The organism is Mariniphaga sp., from assembly GCF_041687215.1.
GTDB lineage: Bacteria > Bacteroidota > Bacteroidia > Bacteroidales > Prolixibacteraceae > Mariniphaga.
Window position 1 is genome coordinate 1 of record NZ_JAWLCI010000032.1, and the last position, 17,736, is coordinate 17,736.

The 17,736-nt window shown below is 40.1% G+C and carries 12 protein-coding genes; 11 read left to right on the forward strand and 1 reads right to left on the reverse strand.

Annotated elements, in window-relative coordinates:
- Positions 1-345 precede the first annotated feature (345 nt).
- From ACESMA_RS12170 to ACESMA_RS12190, 5 genes are all read left to right on the forward strand, one after another.
- Positions 346-3,627, forward strand: a complete 3,282-nt coding sequence (locus ACESMA_RS12170) for a helicase-related protein (protein WP_372949100.1) — start codon at positions 346-348, stop codon at positions 3,625-3,627.
- Positions 3,624-6,869: an Eco57I restriction-modification methylase domain-containing protein gene (locus ACESMA_RS12175; protein WP_372949101.1), complete on the forward strand. Its 3,246-nt coding sequence runs from the start codon at positions 3,624-3,626 to the stop codon at positions 6,867-6,869. Before ACESMA_RS12170 ends, ACESMA_RS12175 begins: the two co-directional genes overlap by 4 nt.
- Positions 6,870-6,968: 99 nt before the next feature.
- Positions 6,969-7,367, forward strand: coding sequence for a hypothetical protein (locus ACESMA_RS12180; RefSeq protein WP_372949102.1), 399 nt, complete (start codon positions 6,969-6,971; stop codon positions 7,365-7,367).
- Positions 7,364-7,780, forward strand: a complete 417-nt coding sequence (locus tag ACESMA_RS12185; protein ID WP_372949103.1) for a helix-turn-helix domain-containing protein — start codon at positions 7,364-7,366, stop codon at positions 7,778-7,780. Before ACESMA_RS12180 ends, ACESMA_RS12185 begins: the two co-directional genes overlap by 4 nt.
- 4 nt (positions 7,781-7,784) lie before the next feature.
- The gene (locus tag ACESMA_RS12190; protein ID WP_372949104.1) at positions 7,785-8,276 is read left to right on the forward strand and encodes a hypothetical protein; all 492 of its coding nucleotides are present in this window, start codon (positions 7,785-7,787) and stop codon (positions 8,274-8,276) included.
- A gap of 125 nt (positions 8,277-8,401) precedes the next feature.
- Here the strand turns inward: ACESMA_RS12190 and ACESMA_RS12195 are convergent, their stop codons facing one another.
- A complete protein-coding gene (locus ACESMA_RS12195; protein ID WP_372949105.1) occupies positions 8,402-9,409 on the reverse strand; it encodes an AAA family ATPase in 1,008 nt (335 codons plus the stop codon).
- A gap of 353 nt (positions 9,410-9,762) precedes the next feature.
- Between ACESMA_RS12195 and ACESMA_RS12200 the strand changes: the two genes are divergently transcribed.
- Genes ACESMA_RS12200 through ACESMA_RS12225 form a run of 6 tightly spaced genes read left to right on the forward strand, consistent with a single transcriptional unit; the run spans position 9,763 to position 17,494 of the window.
- Positions 9,763-13,275 carry an SNF2-related protein gene (locus tag ACESMA_RS12200; protein WP_372949106.1) on the forward strand — a complete coding sequence of 1,171 codons (3,513 nt, stop codon included), beginning with the start codon at positions 9,763-9,765 and terminating at the stop codon, positions 13,273-13,275.
- 15 nt (positions 13,276-13,290) lie between these two features.
- Entirely contained in the window at positions 13,291-14,853 is a 1,563-nt protein-coding gene (locus ACESMA_RS12205; RefSeq protein ID WP_372949107.1) for a sulfatase family protein, read from the forward strand.
- A 14-nt stretch (positions 14,854-14,867) separates the two neighbouring features.
- The gene (locus ACESMA_RS12210; RefSeq protein WP_372949108.1) at positions 14,868-15,134 is read left to right on the forward strand and encodes a hypothetical protein; all 267 of its coding nucleotides are present in this window, start codon (positions 14,868-14,870) and stop codon (positions 15,132-15,134) included.
- Complete coding sequence (locus ACESMA_RS12215) at positions 15,131-15,295, forward strand: type II toxin-antitoxin system HicA family toxin (protein WP_372949109.1); 165 nt, start codon at positions 15,131-15,133, stop codon at positions 15,293-15,295. The genes ACESMA_RS12210 and ACESMA_RS12215 overlap by 4 nt, the downstream gene beginning before the upstream one ends.
- A 28-nt stretch (positions 15,296-15,323) precedes the next feature.
- Entirely contained in the window at positions 15,324-15,716 is a 393-nt protein-coding gene (locus ACESMA_RS12220; RefSeq protein ID WP_372949110.1) for a type II toxin-antitoxin system HicB family antitoxin, read from the forward strand.
- 23 nt (positions 15,717-15,739) lie between these two features.
- Positions 15,740-17,494 (forward strand): arylsulfatase, encoded by a 1,755-nt coding sequence (locus tag ACESMA_RS12225; protein ID WP_372949111.1) that lies wholly within the window; start codon positions 15,740-15,742, stop codon positions 17,492-17,494.
- The last annotated feature ends 242 nt before the right edge of the window (positions 17,495-17,736 follow it).

The window sequence follows — 17,736 nt, forward strand, 5'->3', positions numbered from 1 at the left end:
AAAACCTGCCGGTTTTTCTTTGGTTACTATTTTATCCTGATAATAAAAACGAATACATTAAATGAGCGAATTGCCCGTAACGACCGGTTTGCCGGAAAACTTTTTCCGGTGAGAACGTTTTACTGGTGGTTTCTATCATTTTCTTTTTCTTTATTTGGGCCGGCAACATAAGCCGGGGATTTTTATGGTCTGCAAATTAAAAAATCTGTTTTTAATATGCAATATGTTATATAGCAGGTTAAAAAAGGATGGAATCTGAATCTCAATTATCTTTGCCCCCATCCGGTTTGTATCTATAAAATTATTCGTATTTTCGAAACTTTACTTTAAACCACTCCATCTTCAATGAGTAAGGAATTCATAACCAACCAGGAGAAACTGCTTTCAGACGTAGTAAACAACTATTTAAAAGATTCGGATAACCTGTATTTTTTGGTTGGTTTTTTTTATTTCTCCGGCTTTGAGGAGATTGTGGAAAATATTGGCGATAAAAAGCTGAAAGTACTGGTTGGCCTCGAAGCCGAAAAAGGACTGATGAACCGGGTGAAAGAGGTGGAAACACTTACCGAACAAAATTTATCCCGTGCCGAAATCCGCGACAATTACAACCAAAGCCTGGTGCAGTTATTTAACGACACCAATTTTTTCGATTCGGTAAAAAATATAGAAGCATTTAAACGCTTCTATACAAAAATAAAAAAGGGTACGCTCGAAATCCGCAAAACCAAAGACCCCAACCATTCCAAAATGTACCTGTTTGAGTTTAATGAAGCCAGCTCGCACAGCGGAGAAGATTTGGGAAGGGTAATCACTGGTTCGTCCAACTTAACCCGTTCGGGGCTGCGCGGACGGTTTGAACTGAATGTTGTTTTGCGGGATAATTCCGACTACGAAAAAGGAAAAGAGATTTTTGATATTTTGTGGAAGGATGCCGTTGTTATTGCCGACAAAGAAAACATCAAAATATTTGAAAACGATGTCATTGAAAAAATCTGGTTCGAGAAGTTGTACAAACCTGTTCTGCTCTATATCCGGGTACTGCACGAATATTTCAGTATCGATCTGGACAGGAAAGTTAAGTATCCGCATGAAATTACAAAAGAACGTTTCCTGAACCTGCGCTACCAGATGGATGCCATACAAATGGCGCTAAAAACCATTGAAAAACACAATGGGGTGATTGTTGCCGACGTGGTAGGTCTGGGAAAAAGTATCATTGCCTCAGCGGTGGCACATAATTTAAACCTGAAAACGCTTATCATTGCCCCACCCCATCTGGTAAAACAATGGGATGATGAATACCGCGACTATTTCGACTTTAACGCCAAAGTGTTCAGCAGCGGAAAAATCGGCAGTGCCTTGGAATACCTGAACAGCAACACCGACGGCGAAGAACGGCTGATTATTATCGACGAGGCGCATAAATACCGCAATGAAGAAACAACGGATTACGGCCTTCTTCATAATCTTTGCCAGGGGAATAAAGTGATTTTGCTCACAGCCACGCCGTTCAACAACCGTCCGCAGGATATTTTTTCCATGATTAAGCTGTTTCAGATTCCGGCAAAGTCAACCCTGAAAACCGTGGGCAACCTGGCCGAAGAATTTTACCGGTTAATTTTGGAATACAAAAAGCTGGAAAAAATTCAGAAAGAACAGTCGGAATCGCCGGAAGAGATAAAAATGAAACTGGAAGAAATTGCCCGGCAAATCCGGTTGATCATTTCTCCGCTGGTTATCCGCCGTTCGCGGTTAGACCTGGAAGAAATATCGGCCTATAAAAAGGATATTAAAAAACAAAAAATTGAATTCCCCGAAGTCAATCCACCGAAAGAATTGGAATATCACCTGGGCAATCTCGAAGAACTATACATTTACACTTTATTACGCATTGCCTCCGATGACGGCAAAAACTGCTTCAAAGGCACACGCTACCGTCCGGTAACTTATCTGAAAAACATTGACAAGTACAAAAAAAGGATTGAAGAAGAGTTTGGAAATTTCAACCTGTTCAGAAACTCGCAGAAACAAATTTCAAAATTCATGCGGCGCTTGTTGGTGCAGCGGTTCGAAAGTTCAGTTGAAGCATTTAAATCAACTTTAGGATACATGATTCAATCTTCCCAAAACATCCAGCACTGGATTCAGGTGAGAAAAACCGTGCCCATATTTAAAAAAGGGAACCTGCCCGATATTGAAAAATATTACGACATCAGCTCCGACGAATTTATGAGCGAGATAAAGGGAATGAACCTGGAAGAAGACCTGACCAAACTGAAAAAACGGGGATTGTTCGAAATTCCCGTTGAGGATATCAGAAAGGGTTTCTTCTCAGACCTGGAATCGGATATTGAAATACTGAAATCGTTGTATAAAAAATGGTTCGAAAACGGCATTCAGGAAGACCCGAAGCTGGATCAAATCGGAAAAATTCTGGCTGAACATCTTAAACTGGAATCCCACCGGAAAATCATTGTGTTTTCGGAATATGCCGACACCGTGAATTATTTATATGAAAACCTGAAAACGAAACTGCCGGTTTTTAAATACACTTCGGGCGATGCATCGGCCAGGAACAAAGAAATTATCAGCGCCGAATTTGATGCCGGAATTCCGAACCCCAAACAGAAAAACAACTACAAAATCTTACTGGCTACCGATGCCATTTCTGAAGGGTACAACCTGCACCGGGCCGGAATGATTATCAATTACGACATTCCGTTTAATCCCACCCGTGTAATTCAGCGCATCGGGCGCATCAACCGCATCAATAAAAAAGTATTCGACAAACTGTTTATCTACAACTATTTTCCCTCATCGGTGGGCGAAAACGAAACCCGGACCAAACAAATTTCCACGCTTAAAATTGCCATGATACAGGCTTTACTGGGCGACGACACCAAAGTGCTGACCAGCGAAGAAGAACTGAAATCATTTTTTAATGAAGTATATAAAAAGGAAATCGAAAAAAGTGAAGAACGCTCGTGGGATGTAAAATACAAAGATTACTACCTGAACCTGAAAGATACCAACTCCGACCTGCTGAAATATGCCCTTGAAATTCCAAAACGAACGCGCATCGGAAGATTATCAACTACTGAAAACGGTGTAATCGTTTTCGGCAAAAAAGGAAACGATTTTGTATTCCGCCTGGCACAATCACCCAAAGAATCGCATCCGCTGTCGCCGGAGGAAGCATTGATGTTATTTGAAGCCGGCCTGAGCGAACAGGCGGTAAAAACATCGGAACAGTTCGAGGCAATGTACGAAAAATTAAAAGCCGACCTGTTTAAACGAAACTCCCAGGTTCCAAACGAAAAACTGAAGCGCGATGTGCTCGATCGTCTTGAGGTAATTCAACAAAACCAAAACGGAGGTTTAAAAGATTATTTAGGCGATTTAACGGATGTTATCAATCTCGACGGGTTGCCCCGGCACTACCTAAAATTTTTAAACCAGGTTAAAACAGATGCTGCCGAAACCATTCCGCAAAAAATTTCGCCTCACTACATTTCCACCATTTTAAAAAGCGCCCGGAGTGTGGACGAAGGCGAAGAATTGTTAATTTTATCCGAAGAATTTATAAATCAAACGAATAAACCCGATAAATCTGAAACGCTGTTATGATTGACTTTAGCCTGCCCTATTCCAAACCGGATTTCAATTCATTCCTTGAAGGATTTTTACCTGAAGATTACAGCAATCAGGAAGAAGAAATCAATATTCCTTTCCAGTCAAAATATTTTGAACAAGCCACTTATCTCGGTGAATCAAAAAAATTAAACCTTTCAGTTTATGAAGTGCGTCACACCTCGGAACACGATGCCCGTGTGGGTCTGACCCGCGAAATGTTCCGTTTAATGGCCGCTTTCGGGAAAAGGCGTTCTTTGGTGGTACTGGTGCCACAAAGCGGAAATACGTATCGGTTTTCACTGGTTACCATCGACCTGAAACTGGATGAAAATGATAACCCTATCCGCGAGTATTCCAACCCGAAACGCTATTCGTTTATTTTGGGCGAAGATGCCAAACTGCACACCCCGCAGCGGTTTCTTATTTCACAGGGCAGGGTAACCGATTTTGATGATTTGCTGCAACGTTTTTCGGTGGAAGTGGTGAACAAAGAGTTTTACAACCAGATTGCAGTAATGTTCTCGCGGTTGGTGGGAGGAAAACGAAAACAGGGTTCGCGCACACAAGATTTTGAACACGTTTTGGAATTGCCTTCAACACCATACGACGGACAGGAGCAGAAATACAAGGAATTTGCCGTTCGGTTAATCGGAAGAACGGTATTCTGCTGGTTCCTGAAAAAGAAAAAATCGGCAAATAATATTCCGCTTATCCCGGAAGATGTATTGTCAACCTTTGCGATATCCTTTAATCCGAATTATTACCACAGCCGGGTGGAGCCGCTGTTTTTTAACGTATTAAACACGCCGGTAAATGAAAGAACGGGCGAGTTTAAAGAAAAACCTTACGATAAAATCCCGTTCCTGAACGGAGGTTTGTTTGAGCCCCAACCCGATGACTTTTATGCACAAAACCGGCCCAACTATGCCCTGAAAATACCCGATGAGTGGTGGAAAGATTTTATTGAAATACTGGAAACCTACAATTTTACCATCGATGAAAATACGAGCATCGACATCGATTTATCGGTTGACCCCGAAATGCTGGGACGTATTTTTGAAAACCTGCTGGCTGAAATCAACCCCGAAACCGGAGAAACAGCCCGTAAATCCACCGGCAGTTACTACACACCGCGCCCCATTGTGGAATACATGGTGGATGAAAGTTTAAAAAGACATCTTTCCTTAAAAACCAAAATAGATTTTGAAAAATTAGATACTCTTTTAGACTTTAGCAAAGAAGAATCAGGATTAACCAAAGAAGAGGAGAATCAGATATTTGAGGCCATTAAAGATATAAAAGTTATTGATCCCGCTGTTGGCTCAGGTGCATTTCCTATGGGCGTATTGCAAAAAATGCTGCTTATCCTTCAAAAAGTTGACCATGATGCAAAAAACTCCATAGAACAAGTTCTCAATGATATTAAAGATCCCGTTTATAGAAAAATTGTATCTGCAAAATTAAAAGAAGCAGAAATACTGGATAATACAAGTTTGAATGATTATGCAAGGAAACTTAATTTAATCAGGCGGTCTATTTACGGGATTGACAACCAGCCAGTTGCCACCGAGATTGCAAGATTAAGATTCTTCCTTTCAATAATTGTTGATGAAGTAGTAATCGATGAAAAGGAAAACAGAAATATTGATCCTCTTCCTAACCTCGAATTTAAGTTCGTTTGTGCAAACTCTCTTATTTCTATCCCAAAGAACGACTATGTAGATACTATGTCAAAAGATAGTTTAAAAGAACTTGAAACTAACATTTCCGATTATTTCAATGAATCAAGCAGAAATCAGAAGGCAGTTATTAGAAAAAAGATAATAGCAAATATTAACGATATTATTCATTGGAATCAAAGAGCTATTAGTCAATACTTGGAGCAAATCAGAAAAGAACGAAACTCAGCATCCAATTCGAGAATAAAAAAATTAGAATCTGAACGAGAGAAATTTATCACACTTTTAAATAGATGGGCAAGTTTTAAAAATATTTTCCGTGGTGAGTTGGTAGATTTTTTTGAAACAAAGTATTTTTTTCCTGATGTAAAAAATAAATTCGACATTGTTATCGGCAATCCACCTTATGGAATAAAATTTTCACTAAAAGATGTTGATTATTATAAAAAGGTTTTAGAGGGTGAGATAGAATCTTATCTATTCTTTTACTTTCGAGGGCTTTCCCTACTCAGTGATAAAGGCGTTTTATGTTTTATTACACCTGATAGTTGGCTGACCAATAGAGGTGCATCACTATTTAGAGATTGGTTAGTATCAAATTACCAAATCAATGATGTGTTTGATTGTTATAAACCTTTTTCAGGTGCAAAAGATACAAGAGTTCATACAGTATCTATCTCCCATAAAAATTCAAATGAAAATATAACTATTAAACAAGTTTTTCCTTCCGATCCGTCAATTATTTACAGAAAATACAGAGTGCCTTTTAAAATAATTGAAGGTTTTAGGCAGAAAGAATGGAAACTATATCTGACAAATAAGGAAAGAGATTTATTTTCGAAAATGGAAAAAATTTCTGAACCGCTTGAAGACCTATATAATTTGAAATATGGTTTGCGAACTGGAAATAATTCAAAGTACATAACAACACAAGAAACAAAGTACCCTGTTATTGCAGGTTCCGATATTGCAGCATTGTATGAAATAAACTGGACACCAAAATATTTAACAACTAATGAAGGATTGCCACAAAGCTATTTCAAAGAATATTTTGTATTTGAAAAAATAATTGTACAATATGTCAGAACCAATAGTTTGAATTTGTCTGCCAGATGGATAGAAGCAGCGTTTGTAAGAGGCAATTATATTCCATTAAACTCACTTACTTATTTTTATAAAAAAACTGATTCATTCAAATTATATTTTCTTTTAGCATTATTAAATTCGAATTTGCTTAATAAATATTATCGTGCTTATTATACTGATGTTAATGTGAAACCAACATATTTGTCAGTTCTACCGATAGTTCCTGCCGACAGCCAAAGCCAATCCTTTTTTATTGAGAAGGTTACCAGCATTCATGATAAATTGCATCTAAAAGAAGATACTCAAATTATTCAGAGACAAATCGACCTCATGGTTTACAAGCTCTACGAACTCACTTACGATGAGGCATTAATTGTTGACCCGGAACTGCCCGGCATTATTTCGCGGGAGGATTACGAAAAGGCGGGGATTGAGGAGTTGGCTGAGTGGGAAGTGTATAAACTAAAGTGAAAATGAAAAGTTGTTTTAATAAAACTCTGTTGCCTTTAAGCAATAGTAGATACTCTTAAAATTAAAAAAAATCCAAAAGTTTAGCTCAAACTAAACATTATGACTAAATTTGCGTTAAAATCATTAAGTTCTATTGTTGGAAAGCAGGAAATTGACCTTCTTATTGAAAATGATGTTTGTTATTTTGAGGAGTTTGAAGATGAAATAAAAGAACGTCATCAAAAGTATAATAATGAATTAGGTAGTTTGTTGCAGATTCTGGAAAGACTTTCAAATGGTGAATCTTTGCCAAATGAAAAATTTAAGGATATTACTCCTGAAAAGGAATTGGTTAAAGAATATGAAGTAAAAACAAAACATCTTAGAATTTATCTGATAAAAAAAACAGATGGTAAGATTATTGTTTTAGGCGGCTATAAGAACAGACAAAAGAAAGATATTAGAAAATTTAGAAGCATAAAGTCAAGATATTTAGACTATAAAATCCGTAAAGAATGAAACGTAAAGAATTACTTAAAAATCCAGGTTACTGGACATCAAAAATCCAATTTGAATTGTATGATGAATTATTGAATTATTTAGATGAAAATAACCTAAATAAAACTCAATTTGCTAAAAAGTTAGGTGTTTCGAAAGGATATATATCACAAATATTAAATGGGGATTTCAATCATAAAATATCCAAATTAGTTGAATTATCTCTGGCTATTGATAAAATTCCCAAAATTGAATTTGTGAATGCAGATGAATTTATTGAAGAAGATGCTGCAGGAGTCAAAACAATTTCATGGAAACTAAAACAAACTCCCTTAATACAAGAAGATTCTATATTAAATGGAACAGATGATGGTTATGAAGTTCCTGCAAGAAGCTTTGAACAACAACCTTTTTTATTGGAAAATAATGCATAACATCATGGAAAAGAATGTACCTGCGAAATTTAAACTCATAAATGCCGATATATTGGAATATACCTATGTTAATCCTGTAAATTTTAAACTAAAGATAGATCCGGAACAAGAATTTGAGGTAAAATTTAAAATTGATTACAGATGGGATGTTGAAAAGAATCAATTTGCTGTAGTTGTGAGTTTACTTTACCTGATGGAAATAGAAAATAAAAAACACACTGCTCTGAAAACATCAATTATAACTCAATATGAAGTTGAAGAATTATACAAACATTTTGATGTGAGATCAAATAATGATTTCGATATGAATATTCCATTGGAAACCTCGCTTGTTTCCATTGCGATTTCTACGAGTAGAGGAATACTGATAGAGAAAACGAATGGGACTTTGCTCAGAAATATTATACTACCGGTTGTACAACCAACAGATTTTATATTATCTCCAAAGATGAATGGTGAAAAAACGGACAAAAGTGAAAAAGTGAAACTGGATTAATGAACATCAGACAGAGTCCGCTAAAAAACGAAGAATTATATGATCTACATGAAGAGTTGGAAGCTGTATATACACTTGAACCAATTATTGAAATCGGAGAACTTGAGGCAGAAATCTAATCCGGATTAATTTGAGGTTTTGATTATTTCTTCCCAAATACAGAGATCGACATTCAGGCTTACATCTTTTTTGTGTTCAAGGCTGAACAGGGTTCGTTTTATGGCATTAATTAACGTTTTCTGAGCAAAATAATAAGATTGTCCTTCCAGTAAACCAACGATACGGGTAAGACGTTTTTTATCATCAATTTTAAACGGAGTATTTTGAAGCGTCAGTTTTATCAATTCACGGATTTGGGTTTTGTTGGGCAATTCAAGTTTCAGTTTCAAATCAAAACGCCTTAATAAGGCCTCGTCAATCATGTTTACCTGATTAGTTGCGGCGATTACAATGGTTTCCTGCGGAAGGTAATCAAACAACTGCAGGATAGTGTTTACCACCCGTTTCATTTCTCCGTGATCCTGGTTGTAATCACGTACTTTACCCAACGAATCAAATTCATCCAGAAAAATGATACTGTCTTCGGTAGCTGCTTTTTTAAAAATGGTAGAAATATTTTTACTGGTTTCTCCCAGTTTGGATGAAACAATTGCGCCCAAATTAATCACGTAAATGAGTTTTTCGAGCTCGCCGGCAACCACATAGGAAGCAAGGGTTTTTCCACATCCGGAAGGTCCGTAAAAAAGAATTTTATTGCTCACCGGCAAAGAGAAATCTTCTAAAACATGAATGCTATGATGCTCCTTTAAAAAATATTGTAATTCTTCACGGACTGTTTTATTGCTTATCAGATTTTCAAGGGTATAATCAGAAGTAAGTTTATCAATTACCAGCTCATCAATAATTCGTTCTTCTTCTTTTAACAGAAATTTTTGTGAACCAACTTTTGCCAGCCCCTTTGTTTGCTGATGTTTCAATCCTTCTTTCAGGATTGATTGCAATTGAAGGGCAAAATTTATCCGCTTCGATTTCCGCGAATGCTCAATTAACTGATTAAGAACTGCCAAAAGATTCTCCTGATCGTTTTCCAGACCATATCTGACAATCTCCTTTATGTAAGCGTTTTGAGTCATTACCTAAAACATTTCGCGATTAAAATTAAGCATACAAAACTAAGAAAACAAATCGGATGAGTTTATTCTGTCATGCTTTATTAACGTTTCACTGTTCATTTTTGAAAAGAATTTTTAGCCGAAAAAATGCTTTTCAGACTCTGGAGTTGGAAAAAGTTAGTTTCGCAGGAGGATTACGTAAAGGCGGAAAATTTTCAAATACCTGTTATCCATGAGAAACTTCTCTCCCCTGTTCATAACTCCTCCTGAAATTTTAATAATTTTTTCGCCAATTCATTCGTAGTGCAGCTTTCATTTCGTTTTTTTGAAAAACAATTCAAAGAACGGTTTTAACTCAAAAAAAATCCATTTTTATGGCATCTGCTTTTGGAAAAACATGGTGGGGCGAGCAATGGCTGAATTCGCTGAACAACATCGACTACAGTAACCGCTTACCGCGCGGCGCTTCCTACGCCCGGAAAGGGGCGGTTGAAAAAATAAAAGTTACCGGCAACCATATTTCTGCAAAAGTTCGTGGAAGGCGCCCTTCTCCCTACAAGGTTGACATTATTCTGCCGCCGTTTTTCGACCCTGAACTGGGTAATTTTCTCGGTGACTTGACCAAACGTCCGGTGATTATTTCCAGGTTGCTGAACCGCGAACTCGACCCCGATGTGCTTGAACTTGCCCAACAACACGGACTGAAAGTTTTTCCCGGCCAGTGGAACGACCTGAAAATGCAATGTTCATGTCCCGACTGGGCTGTGCCGTGCAAACACCTTGCGTCGGTAATTTACAAAGTCTCAGCAGAAATCGACAACAATCCTTTCCTGGTATTTTCACTGCACAATGTCGATCTGTTTTCGGAATTGGAGAAACTTGGCATTTTCATCAATAAACAACACATTGATATTCCCAAAATACAAGACCTTCTTTTTGGTAAGAAAAAGTTGGAAAAAGAATATGACCCTGAACAGGCCTACCGGAAACTATCCTTTGCAAAACTGGACCCCATTCATGGCCCGTTAACCTCGCTGCTTTCGCCAAATCCGGCATTTTACACGGCGTCGGGGAGCGATTTCCGCGACAAATACCTTTCTACGCTTAACCGCATTGTAAAAAATACACAGCGGGCTGCCACAGGGAAAATCGCCCTGCCTGATTTTTTCGCAAATGCGTATTCCGAAGAACAGCATATCGACTATCATTCCACCAACCATGTGCGCCTCGATGAATCGTTAAAGGCAAAAGTTACTGTAAACGAAAAAGAATATTCTGTAAGCGAATTTTTACAACAACTCTCCCATATTCAAAGTACTAAAACGTATGATTACCAGCCTTCCACGGCTTCGTTGCATACGGTTCTGCATCTGGCGCTTCAACTGGTTGCCAATGGCGCCATTGTGCCGCAAATTGTTCAGTTGCCCGATAAACAGTATGCTGTGCGCTGGCTGCCTGCTATGCTCAGTAAAGAAGTAAAAAAGCTGGTGGACGAACTGGAAACGATACTTCCGCCTGATGTGTTCACCGGCAATTACCGGAACAAACAAAAACCGGTGGACAAGGAAGCGGCTTTAAATCTGCTTTCACTGTTTATCACCGAAATCGTCAGCCTCGTAAGTTACAACATCGATGGAGACTTGTTTCAGCAGTTGTTTTTCAAAAATGAAAGCTATTCATTTTCAAGTCCCGGCGAGGAAGCGCTGGCAGGCGGCATCATGTCGTGGCTGCAAAAATTCTACATCACCCGGGGAAACTACCGTCCGGTGTTGATTGTAGAAGAAACAAATGCAGATAAATTCAGAATTTTAATAAACATTCAGGATTTAACAGGATTGTGGGAAGAGCCTGTTCCGCTTACCGAAATTTTGAACCTGGACAAATACGCTCACAGGCGATTTGAAATATTGCAATCGCTAACCCAGTTAAGCAGCTTTATTCCCGGGCTCGATGCCTTTATCAATTCCGGTGGAAAGAGGGAACTGGTGATGGGCACCCAAACCTTTTCCCCTTTTCTGATGCAAATGATTCCGGCCATTCAACTGCTCGATATTTCGGTTTTACTGCCCAAATCGTTGCAACAAATTCTGAAACCAAAACCCAGCGTAAAACTGAAAAGCAAAACCTCCGGAAAAATTTATTTGCGGCTCGACAAACTTCTTGACTTTGAGTGGCAGGTTGCCGTTGGCGACACCATAATGGATGAAGCCGAATTCAGGAAGCTTCTGCAAAAATCGGAGGGGTTAATTCGTTTTAAAACACAGTACATTTATGTGGAAAAGCAGGACCTCGAGAAACTTTACAAACACTTTTCACAGTCGAAGGAGCTTTCGTCGGCCCAGATGCTGCGGGCTGCCCTTTCAGGCGAATACGGCGGCGCTAAAATATTCATCGACGAAGAGGTGCAAAAATTGATTAAGGAGTTGACTGAATTCAAAGAAATTCCTGTTCCCAAAGGATTGGTGGCACAACTCCGTCCCTACCAGCGCCGTGGGTTTTCATGGGTTTACCGCAATGCCAGCATCGGATTTGGGTCAGTTCTTGCCGACGATATGGGTTTGGGAAAAACGATTCAGGTTATTGCCGCTGTGCTGAAATTCAAGGAGGAAAAAATACTTGCCGACCAAAAAATACTGGTAATTGCCCCAACCGGTTTGCTGACCAACTGGCAGGCCGAATTTCAAAAATTTGCCCCGGGCATTAACGTTGAAATTTATCATGGTTCCCAGCGCGATTTCAAAAAACTGAACGATTACGATGTGCTGATTACTTCTTACGGAATTGCACGAAGCGATGCTTCAATACTGAAAAAAGGGAACTGGCACGCCGTGGTAATCGACGAGGCGCAGAATATTAAAAACCAAAACACAGCCCAAACCAAGGCGGTAAAATCCATTAAATCGGACAATTTTATCGCACTAAGCGGAACACCGGTCGAAAACAGGCTGAGCGAACTTTGGAGCATCATGGATTACAGCAATCGCGGTTTTCTGGGCAGCCTGAAAGAATTTACCGAAACTTATGGTAATCCCATCGAGCAGTTGAACGACCTCGAAACGGCGGATAAACTGAAGCGGGTAACCGCGCCTTTTCTCATGCGCCGGTTGAAATCGGACAAAACCATTATTTCCGACCTTCCCGAAAAAATAGAAATTGACAGTTTTGCCAACCTCACCAAAGAGCAGGCTGGCCTTTACGAAAAAACACTGGAAAAAGCGATGGATGAAATTGAGGGAATTACGCCTGCCAACCAGAAATCACTTTTTGTGAGGCAGGGATTGGTGCTGCAAATGATTCTGGCCCTGAAACAAATTTGTAACCACCCCACACAATTCCTGAAAAATGGGAAAATGGATGCTTCGCTAAGCGGAAAAACAGAACTCCTTTTCGATAAACTGGACAGCATAATAGAGAGCCAGGAGAAGGTGTTGCTGTTTACCCAGTTTACCGAAATGGCCGGTTTACTTCAACACTTTATTTCAGAACGTTATAATTTGGAACCACTCTATTATCATGGGGGGAGCAGCATCAAACAACGTCAGGAAATGATTCACCGGTTTCAGAATAATCATGCCGACAAGGTTTTTCTTTTGTCGCTGAAGGCAGCCGGTACCGGATTGAACCTAACTGCAGCCAGCCATGTCATTCATTACGACCTGTGGTGGAACCCGGCAGTTGAAAACCAGGCTACCGACCGTGCCTACCGCATTGGACAAAAAAACAATGTAATGGTACACCGGTTCATCACCAAAAATACTTTCGAGGAAAAAATCAATGCCATGATTCAGCAGAAAAAAGCCCTGGCTGAGATGACGGTGGCAACCGGTGAAAACTGGGTTGGAAATTTGAGCAATAAAGAATTACGTGATATCTTTAACATCTCGTAATTAAACTCGATTATCATGAAGTTATTCAGAGGTGCTTTTTCACTTTTCACAGGTATAGCATGTTTGTTTTTTTCAAATAATTCAACTGCTTCCGGCAATCCCCCGTTACCCAACATCGTCTTCATCTTTGCCGACGACATGGGTTATGGCGATGTAAGCGGACTCAACCCGTTGGCACGGACACAAACACCAAATATCGATAACCTGATTGGAAAAGGCATTACGTTTACCGAAGCCCATGCCAGTGCATCGGTCTGTACGCCGTCGCGTTACGGACTGCTTACCGGCAGGTATGCTTTTCGAACAGATGCTGCAGCCCGCGGCATCTGGGGGTTTGCTAAACCGGTAATTGAACCTGAACGGGAAACCCTGGCATCTCTGCTGAAAAATGCCGGTTATACCACAGCCTGCATTGGCAAGTGGCACCTCGGTGTGGGCTGGCAAACCAAAGACGGAAATGAACCGGTTCTTGATGCAGAAGCAGGTTATTCCAATGTGGATTTCAGCAAAAAAGTAACCGGCGGCCCCAACGACTATGGATTCGATTACTCATTTATCCACCCGGCCTCGCTCGATATTCCGCCATACCTGTTTCTGCGGAACCACGAAGCTGTTGACGCGGATATGATTTTAACCACCGACCACTACCCTGCCCGACTGGAAAACACTGAATTTGCGTGGGACAAAAAACACAGCAACGACGAAGCTGTTTACTGGGAAAAAGGCGTTTGGTGGCGGCAGGGCGAAATGTCGCGGTCGTTCAGGGTGGAAAATTGCCATTCGGAAATTGTAAAAGAAGGTGTAGCATTTATTGAAAAACAAGTCAATGAAAACCGGGAGAAACCGTTTTTCCTCTATCTGCCGCTTACCGGTCCGCATACACCCTGGATGCCGACTGAAAAGTTTAAAGGGAAATCATCAGTTGGAGTTTATGGCGATTTTATTTTTGATATCGACGATGCGGTTGCGCAAATTAAAAATGCGCTGGTACGCAATGGAATCGATGAAAACACCATGCTCATTTTTTCAAGCGACAACGGTGGTTACTGGCCGCAGGAAGAAATTGAACTTTTTGCCCACGACTCCAACCAGGACCGCAAAGGTCAAAAAGGCGATGTGTGGGACGGAGGCCACCGGGTACCGCTCGTTATTTCGTGGCCGGAAAAAATTAAAGCAGCTAAAAACTGCAACCAACTTGTCAGCCTCACTGATTTTTTTGCCACTTTTTGCGACCTCACCGGACAACAATCCAAAGCAGGCCAGGCTGAAGACAGTTTCAGTTTCTGGCACATTTTGACTGGTGAAACCGGTAAAATAGTCCGCGAATCGATGGTGCACCATTCGTCGGGCGGTTATTATGCGATCCGTTTGGGAGACTTGAAATACATTGACGGGCTTGGCTCGGGCGGATTTTCGCATCCGACGAAACTTACACCAGGGAAAAAAGGCCCCAAAGGTCAGTTGTACAACCTAAAGGAAGATGCTCTGGAAAGCACCAACCTGTTCTTTCAATATCCGGAGAAAGTGACTGAATTGTCTGCATTGTTGAAGGAGATAATTGACAATGGACACCGGTAAAACAGAGAATAAATATGCCAAATATTTCCAATCCGGTTTCCATGCCCAATCTGGTGGACTATCTTAAAAATATAAAGGTTGCCACCAATTTCAATACCCTTTTCAAGTATATTGGGAACCTTGAAAATATCAATGATAATTACGAAAAAATAGTCGTTTCGCTGGATGATATTTCATTAGGAAACCGAAACGGAATCAGGCATATTCCTGCATGGCAATCACAAAATTTTAAACAACATTTTGTATCCACGAGTAATAAATTTATTACTTTTGAATTGTGAAGTTCGATGAACTATTCAAAATATTGAGAAATGACGGTTGGTTTGAGGTAAGGCAGCGGGGTAGCCATGTAATAATGCAACATCCAACGAAAAAGGAACAGCTAACAGTTCCTTATCATTCAGGTAGGGAAGTAAAAAAGGATTATTATCTGCCATTCTAAAACAGGCAAAAATTAAAATCACAAAAAGATGAGGAAACCAAAAATAAAAGTAAAAATTATTAAAGAAGATACCGGATACAGTGCATACAGCCAATTGGGTGAAATTTTGATTGCCACGCAGGGAGAAACATTTGAAGAACTCAAAAAAATGATTTTGGAAGCTGTCAATCTTACATTTGAAGATCAATCATTTATTTATACAGAAGATGAAATACAGTATGAATTTGAATTGGAGAGTTTCTTTGATTTTTACAAGGTCATAAATGCAAAAGCACTTTCTGAACGTATTGGGATGAATCAAAGTCTTCTTTCCCAGTATATCAAAGGGATCAAAAAACCATCCGCATCTCAAACCAAACGAATTCTGAACGGGGTTCAGCAAATTGGCAGGGAATTATCTGAAGTGCAGTTTTTACTATAAATCAAATTACCATGTTTCAAACCATGAAAACTATTCTTGCCCTCTCCGCCTTCACAATTGCAGCGTCAATGCTGTCCTCAGCGCAGAAAACCCGGCAGCCCAACGTAGTGCTCATTATCACCGACGACCAGGGTTACGGCGATTTGGGCTATACTGGAAACCCTCACGTAAAAACGCCGGTACTCGACAACTTTGCACGCGAAAGCATCCGGTTTAACCAGTTTTATGTTTCGCCGGTATGTGCACCAACCCGCGCCAGCCTCATGACGGGCAGATTCTCGCTGCGCACCGGCGTTCGTGACACCTACAACGGCGGAGCCATTATGGCACCCGAGGAAGTTACCATTGCCGAAATGTTGAAAAATACCGGATATACCACCGGGGCTTTTGGCAAGTGGCACTTGGGCGATAATTATCCTTCCCGACCCAACGACCAGGGTTTCGACGAGTCGCTCATTCACCTTTCCGGCGGCATGGGACAACCGGGTGACTTTACAACTTTTTTTAAACGCGACAGCAGCTATTTCGATCCGGTACTTTGGTATAACGGTGAACAAAAAGGGTATAAAGGCTATTGCTCCGATATTTTTACCAGTGAGGCGGTTGCTTTTATCGAAAAAAACCAAGAAGAACCGTTTTTCTGTTACCTCGCGTTTAATGCACCGCACACGCCGCTGCAGGTTCCGGAAGAATATTACAACTTGTACAAAAACATCGATCCGACATCAGGTTTTCCCAATGATGGCAAGCCATTCCCACAGATGAGCGAAAAAGACAAGGAAGATGCCCGGAAAGTATATGCCATGGTCACCAACATCGATGACAATGTGGGCAAACTCCTGAATAAGCTGGAAGAACTAAAGATTGCAGACAATACACTTGTTATTTTCATGACTGACAACGGACCGCAACAGCCCCGCTATGTGGCAGGAATGAGAGGACGGAAAGGCAGTGTTTATCGAGGCGGAGTTCGGGTACCGTTCTTTTTAAAATTTCCTGCGTTGTTTCATGGAAACCGAGATATTGAAACCACCACAGCACATATTGACATCCTTCCCACGCTGGCAGAAATATGTAACGCCAAAATGCCAATTGACAGAAAAATTGATGGAAAAAGCCTGTTGCCTTTGCTCAAAGAAGAAAATATAGCTGATTTTGATAATCGACCCCTCTTTTTTTACTGGACCCGCAGGCTGCCTGAGTTGTACCAAAATATCGCCCTGCAAAAAGGCCCGTACAAGCTGGTAGGACACACTAATTTTGATGCACCTTTGGAAAATTTTGAGCTCTTCAATATTCAAAAAGATGAATTTGAATTAAAAAACATTTTACCCGAAAACAAAAAACTCGCTTCGGAAATGAAAACCGAACTCGACCAAATGATTCAGGAAATTTCCAACTCCCCTCATCTGCAAAATTCACTACGGATTGTTATTGGAAGTGAACACGAAAACCCGGTTTACCTGAACCGAAACGATGCCGGTGGATCCCGTGGAATCTGGACTCAGGAGGAAGTATTTGGTTTCTGGAAGGTGAAAATTCAGGAAGGAAAATACAACATCCGGTTCAAATTTATTCAACCTCTTGAATCTGAAGGGACAATGTTCCTGGAAACAAATTCGCTGATATTCCGACAGGAAAACAAAAACACTCCGGCTGACGAGATTGAAATGAAAGATGTTTATTTTTCTGAAATGGAATGCGACCTGATTCCTTTTTACACAACCCAGGGAAGAACTGTTTTCCCGCTGTGGGTGGAATTGGAAAAGCTGGAATAGAAGGATATATTTAGTGGAAAATTAATTACAAGTGAAACCAATTTCACTCAAAAAAATGTATTGCCGGTGGATTTATCCAGCAGATTCTATAACAGCAAGTTAAATCCGATTTTAGCTTCATAAATATCAATGCGGCTAAAGCCTGTTCTCACCACCATTTTTTTAACCGTTGGCTGAAGCACAACGGCAATATTAAAAACCATTACAAAAAAATTGCTAAATTGCTTTTGAATTTAGTCAAC

Excerpts from the sequence above, each read along its gene's own strand:
- ACESMA_RS12170 (WP_372949100.1), top strand. The coding sequence starts at position 346 with ATGAGTAAGGAATTCATAACCAACCAGGAGAAACTGCTTTCAGACGTA.
- ACESMA_RS12175 (WP_372949101.1), top strand. The coding sequence starts at position 3,624 with ATGATTGACTTTAGCCTGCCCTATTCCAAACCGGATTTCAATTCATTC.
- ACESMA_RS12180 (WP_372949102.1), top strand. The coding sequence starts at position 6,969 with ATGACTAAATTTGCGTTAAAATCATTAAGTTCTATTGTTGGAAAGCAG.
- ACESMA_RS12185 (WP_372949103.1), top strand. The coding sequence starts at position 7,364 with ATGAAACGTAAAGAATTACTTAAAAATCCAGGTTACTGGACATCAAAA.
- ACESMA_RS12190 (WP_372949104.1), top strand. The coding sequence starts at position 7,785 with ATGGAAAAGAATGTACCTGCGAAATTTAAACTCATAAATGCCGATATA.
- ACESMA_RS12195 (WP_372949105.1), bottom strand. The coding sequence starts at position 9,409 with ATGACTCAAAACGCTTACATAAAGGAGATTGTCAGATATGGTCTGGAA.
- ACESMA_RS12200 (WP_372949106.1), top strand. The coding sequence starts at position 9,763 with ATGGCATCTGCTTTTGGAAAAACATGGTGGGGCGAGCAATGGCTGAAT.
- ACESMA_RS12205 (WP_372949107.1), top strand. The coding sequence starts at position 13,291 with ATGAAGTTATTCAGAGGTGCTTTTTCACTTTTCACAGGTATAGCATGT.
- ACESMA_RS12210 (WP_372949108.1), top strand. The coding sequence starts at position 14,868 with ATGCCAAATATTTCCAATCCGGTTTCCATGCCCAATCTGGTGGACTAT.
- ACESMA_RS12220 (WP_372949110.1), top strand. The coding sequence starts at position 15,324 with ATGAGGAAACCAAAAATAAAAGTAAAAATTATTAAAGAAGATACCGGA.
- ACESMA_RS12225 (WP_372949111.1), top strand. The coding sequence starts at position 15,740 with ATGAAAACTATTCTTGCCCTCTCCGCCTTCACAATTGCAGCGTCAATG.